This is a genomic window from Fictibacillus sp. NRS-1165, assembly GCF_050468105.1.
In the GTDB taxonomy this organism is placed as follows: domain Bacteria; phylum Bacillota; class Bacilli; order Bacillales; family Fictibacillaceae; genus Fictibacillus_C; species Fictibacillus_C terrinigri.
Genome location: NZ_JBDPNU010000021.1, coordinates 60,603 through 77,980, shown reverse-complemented (window position 1 = coordinate 77,980; position 17,378 = coordinate 60,603). Strand labels below are relative to the sequence as shown.

At 43.1% G+C, this 17,378-nt stretch carries 15 protein-coding genes; 2 read left to right on the top strand and 13 right to left on the bottom strand.

All coding sequences use genetic code 11. From position 1 onward, the window contains the following. Window positions 1-191: 191 nt before the first annotated feature. The 6 genes from ABHN01_RS09270 to ABHN01_RS09245 form a co-directional block, all read right to left on the bottom strand. Window positions 192-1,559 (bottom strand): FAD-dependent oxidoreductase, encoded by a 1,368-nt coding sequence (locus tag ABHN01_RS09270; protein ID WP_429875299.1) that lies wholly within the window; start codon window positions 1,557-1,559, stop codon window positions 192-194. A 127-nt stretch (window positions 1,560-1,686) separates the two neighbouring features. Continuing rightward, window positions 1,687-2,124 carry a Rieske (2Fe-2S) protein gene (locus ABHN01_RS09265; protein ID WP_256227564.1) on the bottom strand — a complete coding sequence of 146 codons (438 nt, stop codon included), beginning with the start codon at window positions 2,122-2,124 and terminating at the stop codon, window positions 1,687-1,689. Between the two features lie 7 nt (window positions 2,125-2,131). Continuing rightward, complete coding sequence (locus ABHN01_RS09260; RefSeq protein WP_429875298.1) at window positions 2,132-3,247, bottom strand: amidohydrolase family protein; 1,116 nt, start codon at window positions 3,245-3,247, stop codon at window positions 2,132-2,134. 37 nt (window positions 3,248-3,284) lie between these two features. Beyond that, window positions 3,285-4,382 carry an amidohydrolase family protein gene (locus tag ABHN01_RS09255; RefSeq protein ID WP_429875297.1) on the bottom strand — a complete coding sequence of 366 codons (1,098 nt, stop codon included), beginning with the start codon at window positions 4,380-4,382 and terminating at the stop codon, window positions 3,285-3,287. Between the two features lie 68 nt (window positions 4,383-4,450). After that, window positions 4,451-5,155: a GntR family transcriptional regulator gene (locus tag ABHN01_RS09250; RefSeq protein ID WP_429875296.1), complete on the bottom strand. Its 705-nt coding sequence runs from the start codon at window positions 5,153-5,155 to the stop codon at window positions 4,451-4,453. A gap of 328 nt (window positions 5,156-5,483) precedes the next feature. Then, window positions 5,484-5,873: a hypothetical protein gene (locus ABHN01_RS09245; RefSeq protein ID WP_429875295.1), complete on the bottom strand. Its 390-nt coding sequence runs from the start codon at window positions 5,871-5,873 to the stop codon at window positions 5,484-5,486. Window positions 5,874-5,957: 84 nt separating this feature from the next. Between ABHN01_RS09245 and ABHN01_RS09240 the strand changes: the two genes are divergently transcribed. Both ABHN01_RS09240 and ABHN01_RS09235 read left to right on the top strand, forming a co-directional pair. Then, window positions 5,958-7,283 carry an Nramp family divalent metal transporter gene (locus ABHN01_RS09240; protein ID WP_429875294.1) on the top strand — a complete coding sequence of 442 codons (1,326 nt, stop codon included), beginning with the start codon at window positions 5,958-5,960 and terminating at the stop codon, window positions 7,281-7,283. 500 nt (window positions 7,284-7,783) lie between these two features. Next, on the top strand, window positions 7,784-7,984 hold the full coding sequence (locus ABHN01_RS09235; protein WP_429875293.1) for a hypothetical protein: 201 nt from the start codon (window positions 7,784-7,786) through the stop codon (window positions 7,982-7,984). A gap of 204 nt (window positions 7,985-8,188) precedes the next feature. On the opposite strand, the gene ABHN01_RS09230 is transcribed toward ABHN01_RS09235, so the two are convergent. The 7 genes from ABHN01_RS09230 to ABHN01_RS09200 form a co-directional block, all read right to left on the bottom strand. After that, window positions 8,189-8,518: a YolD-like family protein gene (locus tag ABHN01_RS09230; RefSeq protein ID WP_429875292.1), complete on the bottom strand. Its 330-nt coding sequence runs from the start codon at window positions 8,516-8,518 to the stop codon at window positions 8,189-8,191. Between the two features lie 553 nt (window positions 8,519-9,071). Then, window positions 9,072-10,283 (bottom strand): L-2-hydroxyglutarate oxidase, encoded by a 1,212-nt coding sequence (lhgO, locus tag ABHN01_RS09225; protein WP_429875291.1) that lies wholly within the window; start codon window positions 10,281-10,283, stop codon window positions 9,072-9,074. 109 nt (window positions 10,284-10,392) lie between these two features. Further along, window positions 10,393-11,865, bottom strand: coding sequence for an NAD-dependent succinate-semialdehyde dehydrogenase (locus tag ABHN01_RS09220; protein ID WP_429875290.1), 1,473 nt, complete (start codon window positions 11,863-11,865; stop codon window positions 10,393-10,395). Between the two features lie 31 nt (window positions 11,866-11,896). After that, window positions 11,897-13,183: an MFS transporter gene (locus ABHN01_RS09215; protein WP_429875289.1), complete on the bottom strand. Its 1,287-nt coding sequence runs from the start codon at window positions 13,181-13,183 to the stop codon at window positions 11,897-11,899. Between the two features lie 44 nt (window positions 13,184-13,227). Continuing rightward, window positions 13,228-14,424 (bottom strand): iron-containing alcohol dehydrogenase, encoded by a 1,197-nt coding sequence (locus tag ABHN01_RS09210; protein ID WP_429875288.1) that lies wholly within the window; start codon window positions 14,422-14,424, stop codon window positions 13,228-13,230. Between the two features lie 70 nt (window positions 14,425-14,494). Further along, the gene (locus ABHN01_RS09205; RefSeq protein WP_429875287.1) at window positions 14,495-15,697 is read right to left on the bottom strand and encodes a hydroxyacid-oxoacid transhydrogenase; all 1,203 of its coding nucleotides are present in this window, start codon (window positions 15,695-15,697) and stop codon (window positions 14,495-14,497) included. A gap of 16 nt (window positions 15,698-15,713) precedes the next feature. After that, window positions 15,714-17,162, bottom strand: coding sequence for an aldehyde dehydrogenase family protein (locus tag ABHN01_RS09200; protein ID WP_429875286.1), 1,449 nt, complete (start codon window positions 17,160-17,162; stop codon window positions 15,714-15,716). Between the last annotated feature and the right edge of the window lie 216 nt (window positions 17,163-17,378).

The following is a 17,378-nucleotide window of genomic DNA, read 5'->3' as shown; positions in this document are numbered from 1 at the left end:
TGGGCTGTGCAGGACCTTTTCCCTTTCCAATCCGCTTGTCCTCCCTCATCTGTAAAAACGGCTTTAGTGGCCTCCCATCGTAATCATCTACCACTTGCAAAAAAGAGGTACAAAAGATGGTGTGATTCATCCTCAAATCTATCCTTTTTGTCTTTTACAAACTACCTATCTTCCTTTTTCTACTTTTTAATTCAGATGGTGGGATGTGTGACTCTTTTGTTGCTTCGTTCTCCTAAATAGACACCTTGTTCCTCAAGGTTTTCCTGAAGTTTATGAATGTTCAATTGTGTAAAAGTCAGGTTTTGCTTAGATGCCATAGCGGCTGCTACGCCGGCACTCTGCCCCATTACTAAACAGGGCGCCATATTTCGAGTGGCTCCGTGGGCAAAAGATGTAGCTGAAACGCATCTCCCTGCCACCAGGATATTTTGCAGGCCTTTTGGAATTAATGCCCGGAACGGAATATCAAATGCTCCATCGTCTCCGATTTGGTAAAAAGAAGCCTGACCCGTATCGGGATCGTGAATATCAACAGGGAAGCAAATTTGTCCGATGGTATCTTCAAATTTTCGCCCTATGGTAACATCCTCGTCCGTAATCTCATAGAGTCCTTCAATTCTTCGTGTTTCCCTTACACCTGCAAATGCCGAAGGAACAAAGTAGGCATTTTGGAACCCGGGAACATTTTCTTTTAGAAATTGACTAATTCGATATACTTGTTTTGTTAATTCAACGGTAGCGCGGGATAACGAAAGGGGATCCGTACCATCAATACCCACCACCGCAGAAGTATTAACATTGATGTGATTCGGCCAAACCGTATTAAAAAACACTTTGTGATCTTCATTCGGGAAGATCTGATTCTCACGAATGATATCATTCCATTGACTGAATGCCCCATTAAAGTAAACAGGAATCGGTTCGGGATGGTCAGCTCGTGTGGCCATTGCAGGTGTTGAGACGGCGATGGCTTCAGCGATCTCCTTATTGTTGGTTCCATAACAGCGAAGGACCATCGAAACGGGCTGCATTTTTCCAGTTTTTCGATCGCCCTTCGTATAGTTTGCGCCGGCAGCTGCTACAACATCAGCATCTCCACTTGCGTCAATGTACGTTTTGGCTCTAATGGTTCGTATCCCACCCTTTACCGCAACTTGAACGCCCGTGACATTTCCTCGGTCACGCACAGTTCCAACTACATTTACCCCTAAAAATACAATGACCCCTGCTTCATCTAATAACTCAGTGGATAGGATTCGGAATAGTTCTCCATCCACTGGAGTGACAGAATGAACAAACCCCCCATATGGAATATGTCCGACAGCGCCTCCCATTTTAATCAATCGATCCACCATTTCCTGTGCGATTCCGAACACAACTTGACGACCGTACCGTGTAATAAAATTATGTAGGCAAAGTCCTGTTGTCGCATTACCACCCAGAAACGGTTTGGATTCAAGCAGAATCGTCTTGGCACCATTGCGTGCGGCAGCGGTCGCCGCGGCTACGCCTGTTACGCCACCTCCAATAACTAATACATCACAATCCATGTCCAACATAATTTGAGACCTCCTTTTTTATTTTCAAAACCGTATGCTAGTAAGCCGGTATAACCTTCCTTACTAAAATCTCTCCATACCCCACGGTTTACGCGATGGAACCTTAATTCACCTTTAACATTGAAGGTCACATCTCAAGTACTACATAATCTTTGTCCAGGGAAACATGGAAGGTTTCCGCCACGTGAGGCCCTTCTTCCAATTTGGTCCCGGTAGGTTCAGCGATAGCGCATCCTTGTTCGACCTTCGCGTCGTAAGAACGAACACGGGTTTTGACTGGATCGAACCATGATTGTCCGGTCTTGACGTCGAATTCCCATTGATGCCATGGACAGCGGATAATCTCTCCTTTTCGAGTGTAGGTGTATTCCCCCGGGACTGGGGAATGAACAAAACCGGACAATTCTCCTTCACAAAGCGGGGCCCCTCCATGAGGGCACCGGTTTCGAATGGCAAAAAATTCACCGTTTATGTTAAAAATACCGATAGACCTTCCGGCAATAGAAATGATCTTTCGGTGACCGGGTGGGATCTCATCGACAGTTGCCACAAAGTATTTTTTCATAGATTCATCACTCCTTCTCCGGAAATCGGTATAAAGAACGAGCGTTTTCATAAAAGATTTTCTGTTTTAAGGTTTCTGGAAACTTCCCTCGAAATGTATGATCGGGTGCATCATAATCCCAGTGCGGATAATCAGTAGCAAACATGAGCATGTCATCGGATCCCAGGTGATCGATTACCTGAAGGAGATAGTCCTGAACTGGCGGCTCCTCTATCGGCTGGGTGGTAAATCGCATATGCCCTCGAATGTATTCGGACGGCTTTCGCTTCAAGAAAGGGACTTCCTCACGCAGTCGCTTCCAGTGCTTGTCAAGCCGCCACATCAAGGAAGGCACCCAAGCAAACCCGCCTTCGAGCATCACAGTTTGCAGGTTGGGAAACCGTTCAAACACCCCTTCACAAACCATACTAATGACCTGGCATTGGAACGCCTGAGCCATGTCGGTGTGATCCTCGATATAAAACGAAGGAAATCCACAAGAGGTGATTGCGTTTCCGCCCAAACCTCCAAAATGAATCGCGATTGGTAGTCCGTGGTTTTCCGCCGCCTCAAAGATTTTCCAATATTTGCGACGACCCATCGGTTCCCGGGTACGGGGCATGAATAACACTTGCACAAAACCAGGATGGCTAGCGCGCCGATTAATTTCTTCTACCGCCAGATCGGCGTTCTCGTACGGGATGACAATGGATGCGCGCAACCTCGGTTCTTTGTCCAGCCATTCGGCCATCTGCCAATCGTTGACCGCGCGGGCCAGTGCTGCTCCGTATTCATCGTTCAGCTGTTCTCCGACACGATACAGGCAGTTTAAGATACCGATTTCCATATTCAAAGGATCCAATAGCTGTTCTTGCATGAACTTTAGGTCGGAGCCGGGTATTTGACCGTTCGACGGCCAGGCGTCTGCCCGTGTCCCACCCGGATTCCCTTTGGGATATGGAATATTTTGAACAAAGCCATGGTAGCTTCGCAGGCCGACCATGTCCATATAATTCTTCCAACGTGTCGGAAGGTATTGTTTAAGCACCTCGTTTGACGGAACTTCATTATGAATATCACAGTCGATGAAACGGATTCCGGTTTTTGGCTTGGCCTCTATCGACTTAGTATTTACAATGGGCATGTATGTTCCTCCTCACTAGGGATTATCCCTGTATTTATCAATCAAAACGGTAAAAAGAGCGGGCGTTTTCCGATAGAATCTTCTTCTCCAGGCTTGGCGGTAGATTGGCTGGGAGAGCCTCTTCTTTCTCATCGAAGTGCCAATGAGGATAATCGGTGGAAAAGAGCAGCATGTCTTGGGAACGCATTTGTTCCATCGTTTGCAGCAAGTGTTCGGGCTTTGGTGATTCATCTAACGGCTGGATCGTCAACCGAAAATGTTCCCGTATAATCTCTGACGGTAATCGGTCCACCCATGGAATTTCTCGGCGTAAGCCTTTCCAATTCTTATCCAATCGCCACATCAGTGCGGGCATCCAGGCGAAACCGCTTTCGAGAAGCGTAACTCGAAGGCGAGGAAACTTTTGGAAAGTACCTTCACATATCAGGCTGACGATTTGCGACTGGAAGGCTTGTGATTGACTGACGTAATCCTCAAGGTAATAAGAGGGCCAACCGACAGGCATCGTTGGATAACCGGTAACTCCACCGGCATGAATTCCGATCACTAACCCATACTGCTGGGCTGCTTCGTAAATCGGCCAGAAATGTTTTTTTCCGTAGAGCATTTCGGAACGGACCATCAAAAGAACTTGTACGAAACCGGGATGTTGGCCTAATCGGTGAATTTCCTCCGCCGCCTGCTCCGGATTCTGACTGGCAACGACGATTGAGGCACGCAACCTTTGTTCTTTATCCAACCATTCAGCGATCTGCCAATCGTTAACTGCGCGAGCCATGGCTGCCGCCCAATCCTCATTGTGGATCATCTGTACGCCGTAAAGGCAATTAAGGATCGCATATTGCATATTCCAGGGTTCCAGCACCTGTCGTCGCAAAACCTCAAGATCCGAACCCGGAGGATCGCCGTTTGGCAATAGCGAATCGGGCCTTGCAGATAAGGAAACCCCCCTTGGGTAATAATTGGGTTCTAAGCTTTTAATTCCGTGTTCCACCACATAATCGCGCCACCTGTCTGGTAAATAGGGGAAAAGAGCCTGTATGGAAGGAACGGCATTATGTACATCACAATCGATTACAGCAGTCTTGGCTTGGCTGCCCAAGGTTTCCTTCTCCAGTGTAATGGCATCATCCATGTTTTTATTCTCCTTTGCTCTATAGTATTTTGTATACATGTATACAACTAAAAACTGCTTTTTTCCTCTTATTTCTGCGCAAATAAAGTAAGTAAATTTTCTTGAGAGGTGGTTAAATGCTGCTTTAAGACGGATACTGCTTCTTCCGTAAAGCCCTTTTTTACGAGCGTAACAATTTCCTTATGTTCTTTTTCCCTATCGATCTTCCACTCTGCTGTTAGCGAATAAGAACGTAACCGGGATATGGTTTCATGAAGTGAATCGATAAAGTGTTGCACTCTTTGGTTTTCAAGAGCAGAGATAATGGTGAGATGGAAACGAGTGTTCATCTCACCCATTTTTACGACATCCCCTTGTTTACGGTACGCTTCCCCAAGTTGGACGGACTCTTCCATTTGTTCGATGATTTTTGTATGTTGGGTCGTTATTCTCCTCAATGCTTCTGTTTCTAAAAGTAGGCGAATTTCGAAGACTTCTTTAATGTCTTGGACCGTCGGGATCGAGACAATAACTTTTCTCCCTGGCAGAAACGTAACTAAATTTTTAGATCCCAATACCCGAATGGCTTCACGGACAGGTGTACGACTCACAGCTAACTTTTCTGCAATCTTGTTTTCGCTTAACAGCTGTCCTGGTATTAAGTGACCTTGTACAATGGCTGTTTTCAATTTTTGATACACGGCTTCACCAAGGGGGATAAACGCTTGAGTGTGATCTAAAGGGTCCAGGTTAAGGTCTTCTGTATAACTCAGTTTAAAAGGGCTGTTCGTCATTGTGAGCTTCCTCCCACCTTTTCTAAATCTGCATTGAATATCTTGAATTCAACAATTAAAATTCCATAAAAAATATTAATATTTGACAATATTGTGAATATAAAATAAACTTTGAGTACAAGTATACAAGACATCACGAGTATTTGCAATGGTTTATGTAAGCGCTTACTACTTCAGTGAAGACGGGTAACTGTCATGATTGCGAAGACGTACTCTAACACCCTGTTTTAGGCAGTAGAAACGTTCGTAAGCTCAGTGTTTTCGTATGTTTAGACGAAAGGGGGTTACAGAAAAGGGGTTGAGGGGTCCAAGTTAGCTTTGTGACCATTCAGTAAAAAGGGATATCGTCAGATATTGAAGAAAAATAAGAGAAGTTATACATCATAATTAAAAATGGTCGTTCCAGACGAAAGGGTACAAGCCAGGCAATGGCTTGACTTAGCGTACATCTATCAATCACTCTTTTTAGAACATACATAGATATTGTAACTTCTTCCTGGTAGTTTCTTTTGCATTCTTGTTTTACCTCTTCTCCATTTTGAAATAGAAAGCAATGAGAATGAACGTAAGGCGTTTCCAGAAGAAGTATAACCTCATATCCAAAACGAACCGTATCTGCATACGATGACCATTTTTGGCTTGCTGAGTTTCTTTCTGGCTCTGTAATTGCCTCTATTTTGTTAATGTAGATTGTAGAGCTGAGTAGGTACAAATTCATTTTAATAACACCCGAAAATTGAAAGCGGTTTCAAGAGTTTGAAAAAAATATGGTTAGAACATCAACTTTAGGAGGATTAGTTGAATGGAAAATCAGCCAAATTCGAATCTTGAGTTATCGCCTGAAACGTCAACCGCATTTCCAGCGAAATCTAGATTACAAAGATTTAAAGAATTATTGGCTTCATTTGGACCGGGCGTTATTGCTGTTCTAGCATGGCTTGGAGCCGGGGACCTCGTTGACTCTTCCATTGCTGGAGCCCACTACGGATATGCTCTCATGTGGGTCCTCGCCCTTTCTTTAATCATTCGTTATGTAATCGTCTCCATCATGTCACGGTACACACTATGTAACGTAGAAGGCCTTACTCTCATACAAGGTTTCAGCCGCCTTCACAAGTTCTATCCTTATTTCCTTGGGGGATATGCCCTCATTATGGGCCATTTATTTAACTCTTACATGATCAAGGGTGCTGCTGAGGGATTAACTCATCTTTTAGGCTTTGGCAATGTCTTTATGTGGGCCATTATTGTCGTTCTTGCTGGTTTTATTCTAATTGGACGTAGTATATATAATACGCTTGAAAATGGGATGAAGTTATTACTCGCACTCAAAACCTTTTGTTTAATTCTGGTAGCCATTATGGCGACACCGGATGTGGGTGCCATTGCAAAAGGAACAGTTGGTTTTAGCATCCCTAAAGACGTTGGTGTATACGGTGCCTTTCTAATGGCGATTTCACTTGTAGGTGCTGTTTCTGGCTCTATTGCGAATTTTATCTACCCATATGGTTTTAAGGAAAAAGGATGGACGAAACCTATTCATTTAAAATTTCAACGTAGAGACTTGTTATTCGCGATTTGTGTGGCTATCGTTCTTGACCTGGCCGTATGGGTGGTTGGAGCGGAGGTATTAAAACCAAACGGTATTCGAATCACTAGTCTTCAAGATCTCGCTCAAGCTCTTGCTGTTCATCTAGGCACTTTCGGATTTGTTGTGTTCTACCTTGGTGTCATCGGCGGGTTATTTAGTAGCGCGGTTGCCTTTGCTACGGTATTTCCGAAAGTCGCGATTGATGGTCTTCATACCGCGAATAAAGAACGTAAGAAAAAATACGGTGACAAACCCCAAAACGATCCATTGTTCAAATGGTTTAGTATGTTTATCCTTATTACTCCGGTCATATGGTCGATTCCAGGTATGCCTGGGTTCGTTAGTTTGGTCGTATTTATAAATATACTATCCGTGGTTGGTTTACCAGTAATATCCGTAGGCCTTCTGATTATGACGAATCAGAAAAAGTCATTGGGGCAGTATGTCAACAAATGGTATGAAAATGTGCTGTTAGTCGCTTGTACCGTTCTTGCCCTTTGGTCCTCTATCAAACTGGCTGTTGATTTTCTAAGTTAAATACCCTGAGAGGTGTCGTTTGGATCATCGTAATTACGTACCACAACCACCGCCTTATGCTAATAAGACGGTGGTTTTTTACTAGTTTTCAGGATGATTAGGATAAGATTGTAACCGGTGACGAATTAACTGAATAAGACATAAAGTACAAGACTTAGATATAGCCAACCATCGCATGGGTGGGACTGAAGCTGTTTACCGTCTCAGTCACATCGAAATTTAGATATACTGGTTCAAAAGCTTATTACCACAGTGGATATGACGCGTATAATAAAAGAGGAAGTCTTTCTTTCTGGCAGGTGACAGGATGGAAGGAAGAAATGGAAAGAACGTTCCGGCACATCCTATAATGCTTATGCTTCCGGAAATTTTCACGTTGGTTTTGAAGTTTATGGTATTGGTCTAATTATTCAAGAATTTTATATCAAACATACAGTTCAATGCACGAAAAACGGAACAATAAAGAGATATTATAAGAAGAGTTAAGGAGGTGTTAACCTTTGTCTTTTTTCAAAGGATTTAAAAAGGTTGATTACATTGTATTTTTTCTATTGTCCTTCGTCCTGTTCACGATGAACGTATTCGGTCCGATGACAGCCGGATTGATAATTAGCGTTATTGTCACTTCACTTGTTACTTCTTTAGTTCTTGGCACGATCACGAATATCATACGAAAATTATTTCGTGTAGCTAGACAGTAAAAAGGAGACCATATCGGTCTCCTTTTGCTATTTTCATCTATGCAGCATTTCTTCTAATAATCGGAATGGTTGTTCAATGTCCGGAATCGATGGCTTTTTGTAGATTAACGCGACTTTCTTTAATCATAAAGGTGTGAATCTTGAGGCCGGATTTTTCAACCTTCAATTCGTAAGGAAAACAGCATCGTATATACGCTGCTGTTTTTAATTGATTCTCACTTCCACTAAATCAGCCAATTTAATTTTGTCGATTTCCCCATGGGAATCCACTATTCGTAGTTCTCTTCTAAAGGTATCGACATAATGGACCTTACCAATCAACAAATGAAAATCCCCGTCTTTAAAATAGGTGAAACACAAGGCTAAATTTTCAGCCATCGCCTCGCAGATGGTTTGTTCTATTAGCTCCATTTGTTGCTGATCGAGATCTGGTTTCGTTTTGTTTTGGTTGTCCCAATCATATTCCCTAAGACTCTTTACATGTTCAGGCATGAACATCCCTTGCCATTTCATCTTCCCTCGATGACGAAGCATATTCATCACCTTCCTGTTTTTATTATAAGCGAATATACGTTCGTGTAACACTGAAAATAAATGACAAATGCAGATAAACCCTTACAAGATTTGTTTTACCAACTCGAAAAATGATATTTAACATTGGAGGTGTTCCACATGAGTAAAAGGACAATATCAATCTTGAAAATGAAAGAACGGTAATGAGGAGGTCATTCCAATCAAAAACATGGAACTCAACGAACTAGTATGTGCTAACAAAATCAGAAATTAACATCTTTGAAGAGAGCCCATTCGTCCAGGTTGTCATGATTATCATGTATACATGGTCGAATTATCGTTCAAAGTACCTTCTTAGATGCGAGGGATTAATTCATTAATTCTGATCCAGGACTTGGAAAGACATAAAAACTCCGAACCTAGAAAGCAGCCCGCACTATCATTATAAAAAACTGAATAAACAGCGGTATTCACAACACCTGTTTATTGTGAACCAGATAGCTCTAGAATAAAAACGGGCATGGATGCCTGAAAAAGGAAGGTCCTCTGACCTCCCCTGATTACCTCTTCTCCTTTATGCAAGTTTGTCTTTAAGCTGGAACCGTGTAGCGAAGTGTTCAACGATCTCCTTTCCAATCTCAAGGGATGCTGTGGCTGCTGGTGATGGGGCATTACAAATATGCAATGACTTTTCCCCTGAAAAGATGGCAAAGTCATCGACCATTCGTCCATCATGCATCAGCGCCTGCGCCCGCACTCCTGCATGAGTAGGTACAATATCCTTCTCCGTCAACTCTGGAATTAATTGTTGTAAGCTACGGAGAAACGCGGTCTTGCTGAAAGAACGCACATATTCTTTCATGCCTTCTTTCATGTTCGCCATGGCCATCTTCCAAAAACCAGGAAAGGTCAAAACCTCCATAAGATCTTTCACGTTGATATCCGTTTTCGTGTAACCCTCTCGCTTAAACGCTAATACCGCATTTGGACCGGCATGGACCTCGCCATTAACCATTCGTGTAAAATGAACACCAAGAAACGGAAAATCCGGATTTGGGACAGGATAAATCAAATGTTTCACTAGGTACCTTTTTTCGGGTATGAGTTCATAATACTCCCCTCTAAACGGTACAATTTTCATACCCGTATTCAAGCCGGACAATTTAGCGATACGATCACTGTGCAAGCCCGAACAATTAATCAGGAACTTCGTTTTAATCGTTCCTTGATCCGTTTCTAGTGTCACCCCTTCTTTTTCCTCCGAAATATTTTCCACTTTTGTACCAAGACGGAGGTCTCCTCCACCTTCCTCTATTATTCGGGCAAACGTATGGGATACCCCCTTGTAATCGGCGATTCCTGTGCTTGGCACACGGATCGCACCCTCGCCTTTCACATGTGGCTCTATCTCCCTTAACTCTTCAGGTGTAATTTTTTTCACGTCCAACCTGTTCTGTAAGCCTCTATCATATAAGTTATCCAAAAGAGGCAGCTCTTTCGGTTGTGTCGCTACAATGACTTTTCCGCATACCTCATATTGAATGCCGTGTTCTTCACAGAATTCGACCATGGATGTACTGCCCTGACGGGCAAAACGAGCCTTATAACTACCGGGGTTGTAGTATATCCCCGAATGGATGACCCCGCTATTATGCCCCGTCTGATGATGAGCTAATTTCTTTTCTTTTTCAATGATAGTGATCTTTGCACCTGGGTATCGCTTTGTAAGCGCATAGCCTGTAGATAAACCTACAATCCCTCCCCCAACAATGGCAAAATCGTACATTTTGATTTCTCCCCTTTTTGAGATAAATTCTCTCTACCATTAACGGATAGATCCTACAAAACAGGGATAAGGGGCAAAGGTTCCATGAACGTTTTGCCCCGGCCATCTCTTAATGTATCTGGATCTTCATGGAGAGATACTTCTCCTCTAAATAGTCTTTAATCCCTTGATGGCCGCCTTCTCTTCCCATTCCGCTCTCCTTTATCCCGCCAAATGGTGCCTGAGCAACGGTAGGAATCGCATCGTTCAACCCAATAATGCCAAATTCTAAAGCTTCTGAAACCCTTACTAAACGACTCGCATTCTGTGTATATAAATAGGCCGCTAAACCATATATGGTATCATTGGCGAATTGAATTACCTCTTCCTCTGTGTCAAAAGGGATGATTGGCGCAACAGGTCCGAATGTTTCCTCATTTGTAATGCGCATATCGTTTGTTACGTCACCTAAAATGGTAGGTTCATAGAACAAGCCCTGCGATAATTCACCTTCTAGTCTTTTACCACCGCAAAGAAGTTGTGCTCCTTTGGCAATAGCATCCTGTACATGTTCTTCTACTTTTTCGATACCATCCTGACTGACAAGTGGCCCTACTTCAGAACAAGGATCTAGACTATTTCCAACTTTAAGGGCTTTTGTTTTTTCCACAAACAATGCTGTGAACCGTTCCATCACAGAACGCTGAACATAAATCCGGTTGGCGCAGACACAAGTCTGTCCAGTGTTTCTAAATTTGCTTGCAACAGCGCCAGCCGCCGCTTCTTCAAGATCGGCATCTTCAAAGACGATGAACGGTGCATGCCCGCCAAGCTCAAGAGATAACCTTTTCAGTTGAGGAGCTGATTTACTCACCAATATTTTCCCTACCTCAGTAGAGCCAGTAAAAGAGATTTTCTTGACGATCCGATTTTCAAAAATTTCGTCTGAGATCTGGCCCGTATCTCCGGTCACTACGTTTACGACCCCATTTGGAACTCCCGCCATTTCAACCAATTTGCTAAAGGCAAGTGCACTGATAGGGGATTGTTTAGCCGGTTTAATAATCCCCGTACAACCAGCGGCCATTGCCGGACCAATCTTTCGAGTCATCATTGCAAGCGGGAAATTCCAAGGGGTGATCGCTGCAACCACACCGATCGGTTGACGGATTACCGCTAACCTTTTATCCGGCGCAGAAGCTGGGATGGTTTCTCCATAAATCCGGCGTCCTTCTTCTGCAAACCACTCCAAATAGCTGGCGGCAAAAAACACTTCACCCTGAGCTTCCGTAAATGGTTTTCCCATTTCCATGCTCATGATTTCAGCTAATTTATCTTTATATTCGTGCATAAGATCACATATTTTTAGTAAAAACTTGCCTCGTTCGGCAGCCGTTAACTTTGACCAAGACTTAAACGCCTCTCCTGCCGCTTCGATCGCTTCTCTCGTTTCAATACGTCCCCCCTTAGGAACTTGAGCGACCACCTCTCCATTAGAGGGATTGGTCACCTTGAACTTTTCTCCACTTTGAGCGTCTTTCCATTCACCGTTGATATACAATTTAAGTTCGTTTAAATTCACTAAAGAATCGACTTTTAACATGATTTATCCTCCTATATATTAAATTTCACATTCAGCTTGCGACTGTTCCTTTTGCTTGATTTTCGTTAAATGATATCCTCTGGTTTTTGATAATCAATGAGTAGGCCAAAGAAGCGATGATGCAAATGACTACGGGGATGATAAGCGCAATGGTAAAATTATTAAATTTTGAGATTAACAGACCAGTTACCACAGGCGCCAACCAGCCAGCAAGATTACCAACAAAATTTTGTAAGCCGGCAAGCTTTCCTTCAGCACCCTTCGGAGAAATATCAGACACGGTCGCCCATAAAATTCCGGCTGCTAGACCTTCTCCTCCAATAGCAATGGAAATGAATATAAGGGCGGACATGGCATTTTGGGTATAGATGGTTGGAATTATGAATAAGGGAAAGAGCATCCCGATGGATAAAATCGTTTTTCTTGCTTTAATGGAATTCCACCCTTTTCGAATTAACCAATCGGATAAAACCCCACCAAGGATATTTCCTAGGAAGGACATAATCCACGGAAGCATGGTAAAAAATCCTGCTTTCAGCAATGTCATGTGCCGTTCAACAACAAGATAAGTTGGCAGCCATGTCATCATTAAATAGGTCAGATAGTTATGAGCAAACAAGCCATATAACATCGGCCAAACATTCCGAAATCGTAAAAATTTAAGAGGTGAAATGTTTAGAGGTTCATTTTTTGTCTCCGTTTGTCCTGCCTCAATATATGTGACTTCAGCAGCGTTAGCGATCTTGCTCTCACTGGGCTTGTTTCGGAAGTAGAACAACCAGAATCCCAGCCAGACAAATCCGACCAATCCAATCACCACAAAGGCTGTCTGCCATCCCCATCCCTCAATAATCCATGCCAGAAAGGGTGTTGTGATTCCGATCCCAATGGCGGTCCCCGAGTTAAAAATTCCGTTTGCCACCCCGCGTTCGTGTGCTGGCAGCCAATCTGAAATGACACGCGTATTGGTTGGAAATGCAGGCGCCTCCCCAACTCCCATCAGAACACGGATCCCAATCAATGTACCAATCGAACGACCCAGTCCTGTAAATACCGTACATAGTGACCACCAAACAATCGCGAGAGAGTAGGTAAGCCTTGCTCCTAATTTATCAACGATCATTCCTACTGGAATTTGCATTAAGGCATACGACCAAAAAAAGGCGGAACCTAATAGTCCAAACTGTACGGTTGTGAGAGAAAGATCCTTCATCATGGAAGGCCCTGCGATTCCAAGGATCGCCCGATCCATATAGTTCACTGTGGTCGCAACGAATAGAAGAACAACGACCAACCATCTTCCATTTGTTTTTTTCATATTCTCACCTCTTTTTAAATATGAATGCGCTTCCAAAAACTTTGTTAATATACCGATACCTCACGCCTAATGCCGTTTATTTCCAAATTCCCATAAAAAGCGTTTTCAATAATGGATCCAATATCAGCAGCTTTCGTCAGCCGTGGATTAATGAGAACGTTACCGCTCCTCATTGAGTCCTCCACCAGCTTTGGCAATGCCTGCAACGACACACCCAAATCCTTGATATTCAGTGGAATATTCATCGATTTATTCATATTAATCACAACCTCTATCGCCTTTTGAGCGGCTTCCATTTTGGTCAAGTTACTAACGTCTACGCCCAAAGCAATGGCTATATCTTTATATTGTTCTGCACACGCAGGTAGGTTAAAATTCATCACAAAGGGTAGCAGGGCAGCATTTGCGATTCCATGCGGGATGTTAAAGACACCTCCTAGTGTATGAGAAATCGCATGCACATTGCCTAAACGAGATTGGGAAAAGGCGACCCCCGCAAGCATGGCGGCAACAAGCATCTTTTCCCTGCTCACAAGATCTGTTCCCCTAAAGTAAGCCTTTGGCAAGTGCTCAACAATCAGTTTAATGGCTTGGATGGCATACCCTTGACTAACAGGATTCGCTGCCTTAGAGGTGTATGACTCGATCGCATGGGTCAAAGCATCCATTCCCGTTGCAGCGGTAATTTCCTGTGGAAGTTGGAGCGTAAGGGCCGGATCGAGAATGGCCAGGTCGGAAAATAAATAGGAACTTAACACACCAAATTTAAAAGAAGTCTCTTTATTGGTTATCACGGTTGAATTCGTGGTTTCACTACCGGTTCCTGCAGTCGTCGGAATCGCTACAATTGGCAGCGGATGAACCTCGATTTTTTCTACACCTTCATAATCTATAATATCTCCAGGATTAACGGCCATCACCGCAATGGCTTTTGCGGTATCGATTGCGCTGCCTCCGCCTACAGCCATTACCGCATGACAATTGTATTGCTTAAAATACTTTGTACCTTTTCGAATCGTGTCCGCAGAGGGATTCCGTTCTACTTCATCAAAAATTTCATAATCTACATGACTAGTAAGAAGTGAATTCTCAATCCCGTCTAATAGGTTAGCCGACCTGACGCCTCGGTCTGTTACGATCAAAACCTTTGAGATGCCTAATTCCTTGATCAACTCTCCGGTTTCTTTGCTTATTCCATTCCCGCACTTCACTCTTGTTGGCATATAATAATTAAAAGACATGGTTGTGACTCCTCTCTTCACGTTCTTATTAGCGGTTTCTTGTTGATTCCCACACAGAAACACTAACCCTTTATAATGCCCTGTGAAGCAACTCTTTCAAATTTGTTTGGGTAGGAACTCTTGGGTTGTTCCTGATCAAACGGTCGATATCTAAGGTCTTCTCAGCAATTTCAGTAAGATCCGTTTCCTTGATTCCAATCTTAGAAAGGCGTGTTGGGAGTCCAATCTCCTCAAGCAGATCCAAAACCGCGGCGGAAACGGCCAATGCTATTTCTTTCGTAGTCATGTTTCTTGCGTCTACATTGAACACTTCTAATATTTTCAGCATTTTTTCTTTTTCTACCGATGTATTGAAAGCCATCACATAAGGAAGTAATAGTCCTGTTACCTCCCCGTGGGGCGATTTTGTCAGTCCACCGATGGGATAAGCCAAGGCATGGGCAGCTGCTGTTCCAGCATTGGAGAAAGCCATTCCAGCAAGCAGGCTGCCGAGCAGCATATGGGAACGGGCTTCAAGATTTGTCCCTTGTTGGACCACTATTGGAAGATTATGAACAATCAGTTCAATGGCCTGCAAAGCAAGAGTATCACTAATAGGAATGGACCCTTGGAACAAAAGGTTTCCTTCTGCTTCGATATTAGAATAAGGTTTTGCGGTATACGCCTCAATCGCATGAGACAATGCATCGATGCCTGAGCATGCTGTCACATAAGGAGGAAGTCCGATGGTTAGCTCAGGATCGAGCAATGCTACACTTGGCCGGAGATAATTATCCGAGATACCAACTTTTAAATTATTTTTAACATCGGTTAATACTGCTACGGAAGTCACTTCGGAACCTGTTCCAGCAGTGGTTGGTATGGCGACCAAAGGCGCGATGGGTCCCGGCATCTGATTTTCACCGCCATAATAATCAAGAGGGTGTCCTCCGTGTGCAATCAACATTGCCACAATTTTTGCCATATCAATACTGCTGCCTCCGCCAAGCCCGATGACTGCATCCGTATGATGGGATTTGGCAAATTCATAGCATTCCATTGCGGAGTCTACTGGGGGCTCCGGTACCACTTGATCATAAACCACTGTATGATAGTTGGATTGCTCTAATATAGCTAAGACTTTATCAACGATCCCAGCTTGTTTGATCCCAGGATCAGAAATCAGTAACACATTCTTTGCTCCTAAACTTGCAAGAATCTTACCTAACTGTTGAATAGCCCCATTCCCAAACACAATTCTCTTGGTAGAAAAAAAATCCCATGACGTTCTCATTCTCTCTATCCTCCGGTTATAAATTAATGACAATCAGTTTTTCATCGGTCATTTCCTGGATCGCATAGTGTGGACCCTCCTTGCCCACGCCACTGTCTTTTACCCCACCATAAGGCATGACGTCGGCACGGTAGGTGGACACATCATTAATGATCACACCGCCAAAATGAAGAATTTGTGTCGCCCTCATCGCCAATTGAAGATTGGATGTAAAAAGACCAACCTGCAACCCAAAGGAAGAATGATTGGCTTGTTCGAAAGCCTGATCAATATCATCAAATGGAATGATGCTAATGACGGGAGCGAAAACTTCTTCACATACGACTTTCATGTTGTCTTTTACATTAATTAATATGGTTGGCTCAAGCACTGACTTTTGTCTTGTCCCACCGTATACGATCTGTGCCCCTTGTTGAACAGCTTCTTCGATCCACGCTTTTGCTCGACTTGCTTCTTTTTCTGAAATCATTGGTCCAATATCTGTTTCAGGATCGGCTGGATCCCCCACTTTTAACGATCTGCAAGCGGTTACAGTCCTTGTTACAAATGACTCATAGATTTCTCGATGAACATAAATTCGCTGTACGGAGATACAGGCTTGTCCTGCATTTGAAAACCCTCGAGTGACACATAAATCTACGGCTTTGTCGATATCGGGTACATCTTTGTGAATGATATTGGGTGAGTTGTTACCAAGCTCTAATGTAACTTTTCGGATCCCTGTTTTACTTTTGATGTGACGTCCTACCCTCGGACTGCCCGTAAAAGTGTACATTGCTATACGTTCATCTGCTAATAGATAATCACCAGCTTCTTTTCCTGTACCGTTTACCACGTTAAGAAACCCTGCTGGCAACCCAGCTTCTTGAAAAATCTCAGCAATTTTGCAAACGATAATCGGAGTGACTTCAGCAGGCTTTAAAACGACAGCGTTCCCTGCGGCTATGGCAGGTGCAATTTTATGTAATGTTAAATTGAATGGAAAGTTAAAGGGAGTAATAGCACCAATAACGCCTACAGGAACCCGTATTGTAAACGCCATTTTTGTATCATTTCCTGGTTGTCCCAATGGCACCCCATTACCGGCAATCCGTTTGGCTTCTTCAGCGGAGGCGATCAGCGTTTGAATGCCTCTGTTAATTTCTCCTTGCGCATCCTTTAGTACTTTGCCGACTTCTTTTACAAGAAGATTAGCCAATTCTTCCTTTCTCTCTTTCGCAATTTGTGCAGCACGCAATAAAATCTCATAGCGTTCATACGGATGCAATTTTTTGGTCCGGAACGTTTCTAACGCGTTGGAAACAGCATCCATAACGATTCTCCTTGAGGCATTTCCAATTCGAGAGAACTCTTCATTGGTGTATTTATCCAGGACAGGCAACGAATTTTGGTCTGTGATCCATTGACCATTTATAAAATGCCCATAAAAATCCTGAATTGTGTTGACAGCTGTACTCGTGGTCATTATTCCTCCCACCCCTCTTAAAAGTTTTCAAATGCACAAAAATGAAACGCTTACAAATACTCTTTCATCAATCATTTTCCTTTAATTATTGACGTTGAATCCAAAGCTCACTTAATATTGTATATTATTTTTTAAACACTATAACATAGTTCAAATTAAAGTGTAAATATTATAAATAGTTAAAAATCTAAAAATCAAGAAAAAAACTTATAAAAT

Bases quoted from the DNA above. Each gene is read 5' to 3' on its own strand.
- ABHN01_RS09230 (WP_429875292.1), bottom strand. From the start codon at position 8,518: ATGCTTCGTCATCGAGGGAAGATGAAATGGCAAGGGATGTTCATGCCT.
- ABHN01_RS09265 (WP_256227564.1), bottom strand. From the start codon at position 2,124: ATGAAAAAATACTTTGTGGCAACTGTCGATGAGATCCCACCCGGTCAC.
- ABHN01_RS09260 (WP_429875298.1), bottom strand. From the start codon at position 3,247: ATGCCCATTGTAAATACTAAGTCGATAGAGGCCAAGCCAAAAACCGGA.
- ABHN01_RS09215 (WP_429875289.1), bottom strand. From the start codon at position 13,183: ATGAAAAAAACAAATGGAAGATGGTTGGTCGTTGTTCTTCTATTCGTT.
- ABHN01_RS09200 (WP_429875286.1), bottom strand. From the start codon at position 17,162: ATGACCACGAGTACAGCTGTCAACACAATTCAGGATTTTTATGGGCAT.
- lhgO (WP_429875291.1), bottom strand. From the start codon at position 10,283: ATGTACGATTTTGCCATTGTTGGGGGAGGGATTGTAGGTTTATCTACA.
- ABHN01_RS09210 (WP_429875288.1), bottom strand. From the start codon at position 14,424: ATGTCTTTTAATTATTATATGCCAACAAGAGTGAAGTGCGGGAATGGA.
- ABHN01_RS09255 (WP_429875297.1), bottom strand. From the start codon at position 4,382: ATGGATGATGCCATTACACTGGAGAAGGAAACCTTGGGCAGCCAAGCC.
- ABHN01_RS09220 (WP_429875290.1), bottom strand. From the start codon at position 11,865: ATGTTAAAAGTCGATTCTTTAGTGAATTTAAACGAACTTAAATTGTAT.
- ABHN01_RS09245 (WP_429875295.1), bottom strand. From the start codon at position 5,873: ATGAATTTGTACCTACTCAGCTCTACAATCTACATTAACAAAATAGAG.
- ABHN01_RS09205 (WP_429875287.1), bottom strand. From the start codon at position 15,697: ATGAGAACGTCATGGGATTTTTTTTCTACCAAGAGAATTGTGTTTGGG.
- ABHN01_RS09250 (WP_429875296.1), bottom strand. From the start codon at position 5,155: ATGACGAACAGCCCTTTTAAACTGAGTTATACAGAAGACCTTAACCTG.
- ABHN01_RS09240 (WP_429875294.1), top strand. From the start codon at position 5,958: ATGGAAAATCAGCCAAATTCGAATCTTGAGTTATCGCCTGAAACGTCA.
- ABHN01_RS09270 (WP_429875299.1), bottom strand. From the start codon at position 1,559: ATGTTGGACATGGATTGTGATGTATTAGTTATTGGAGGTGGCGTAACA.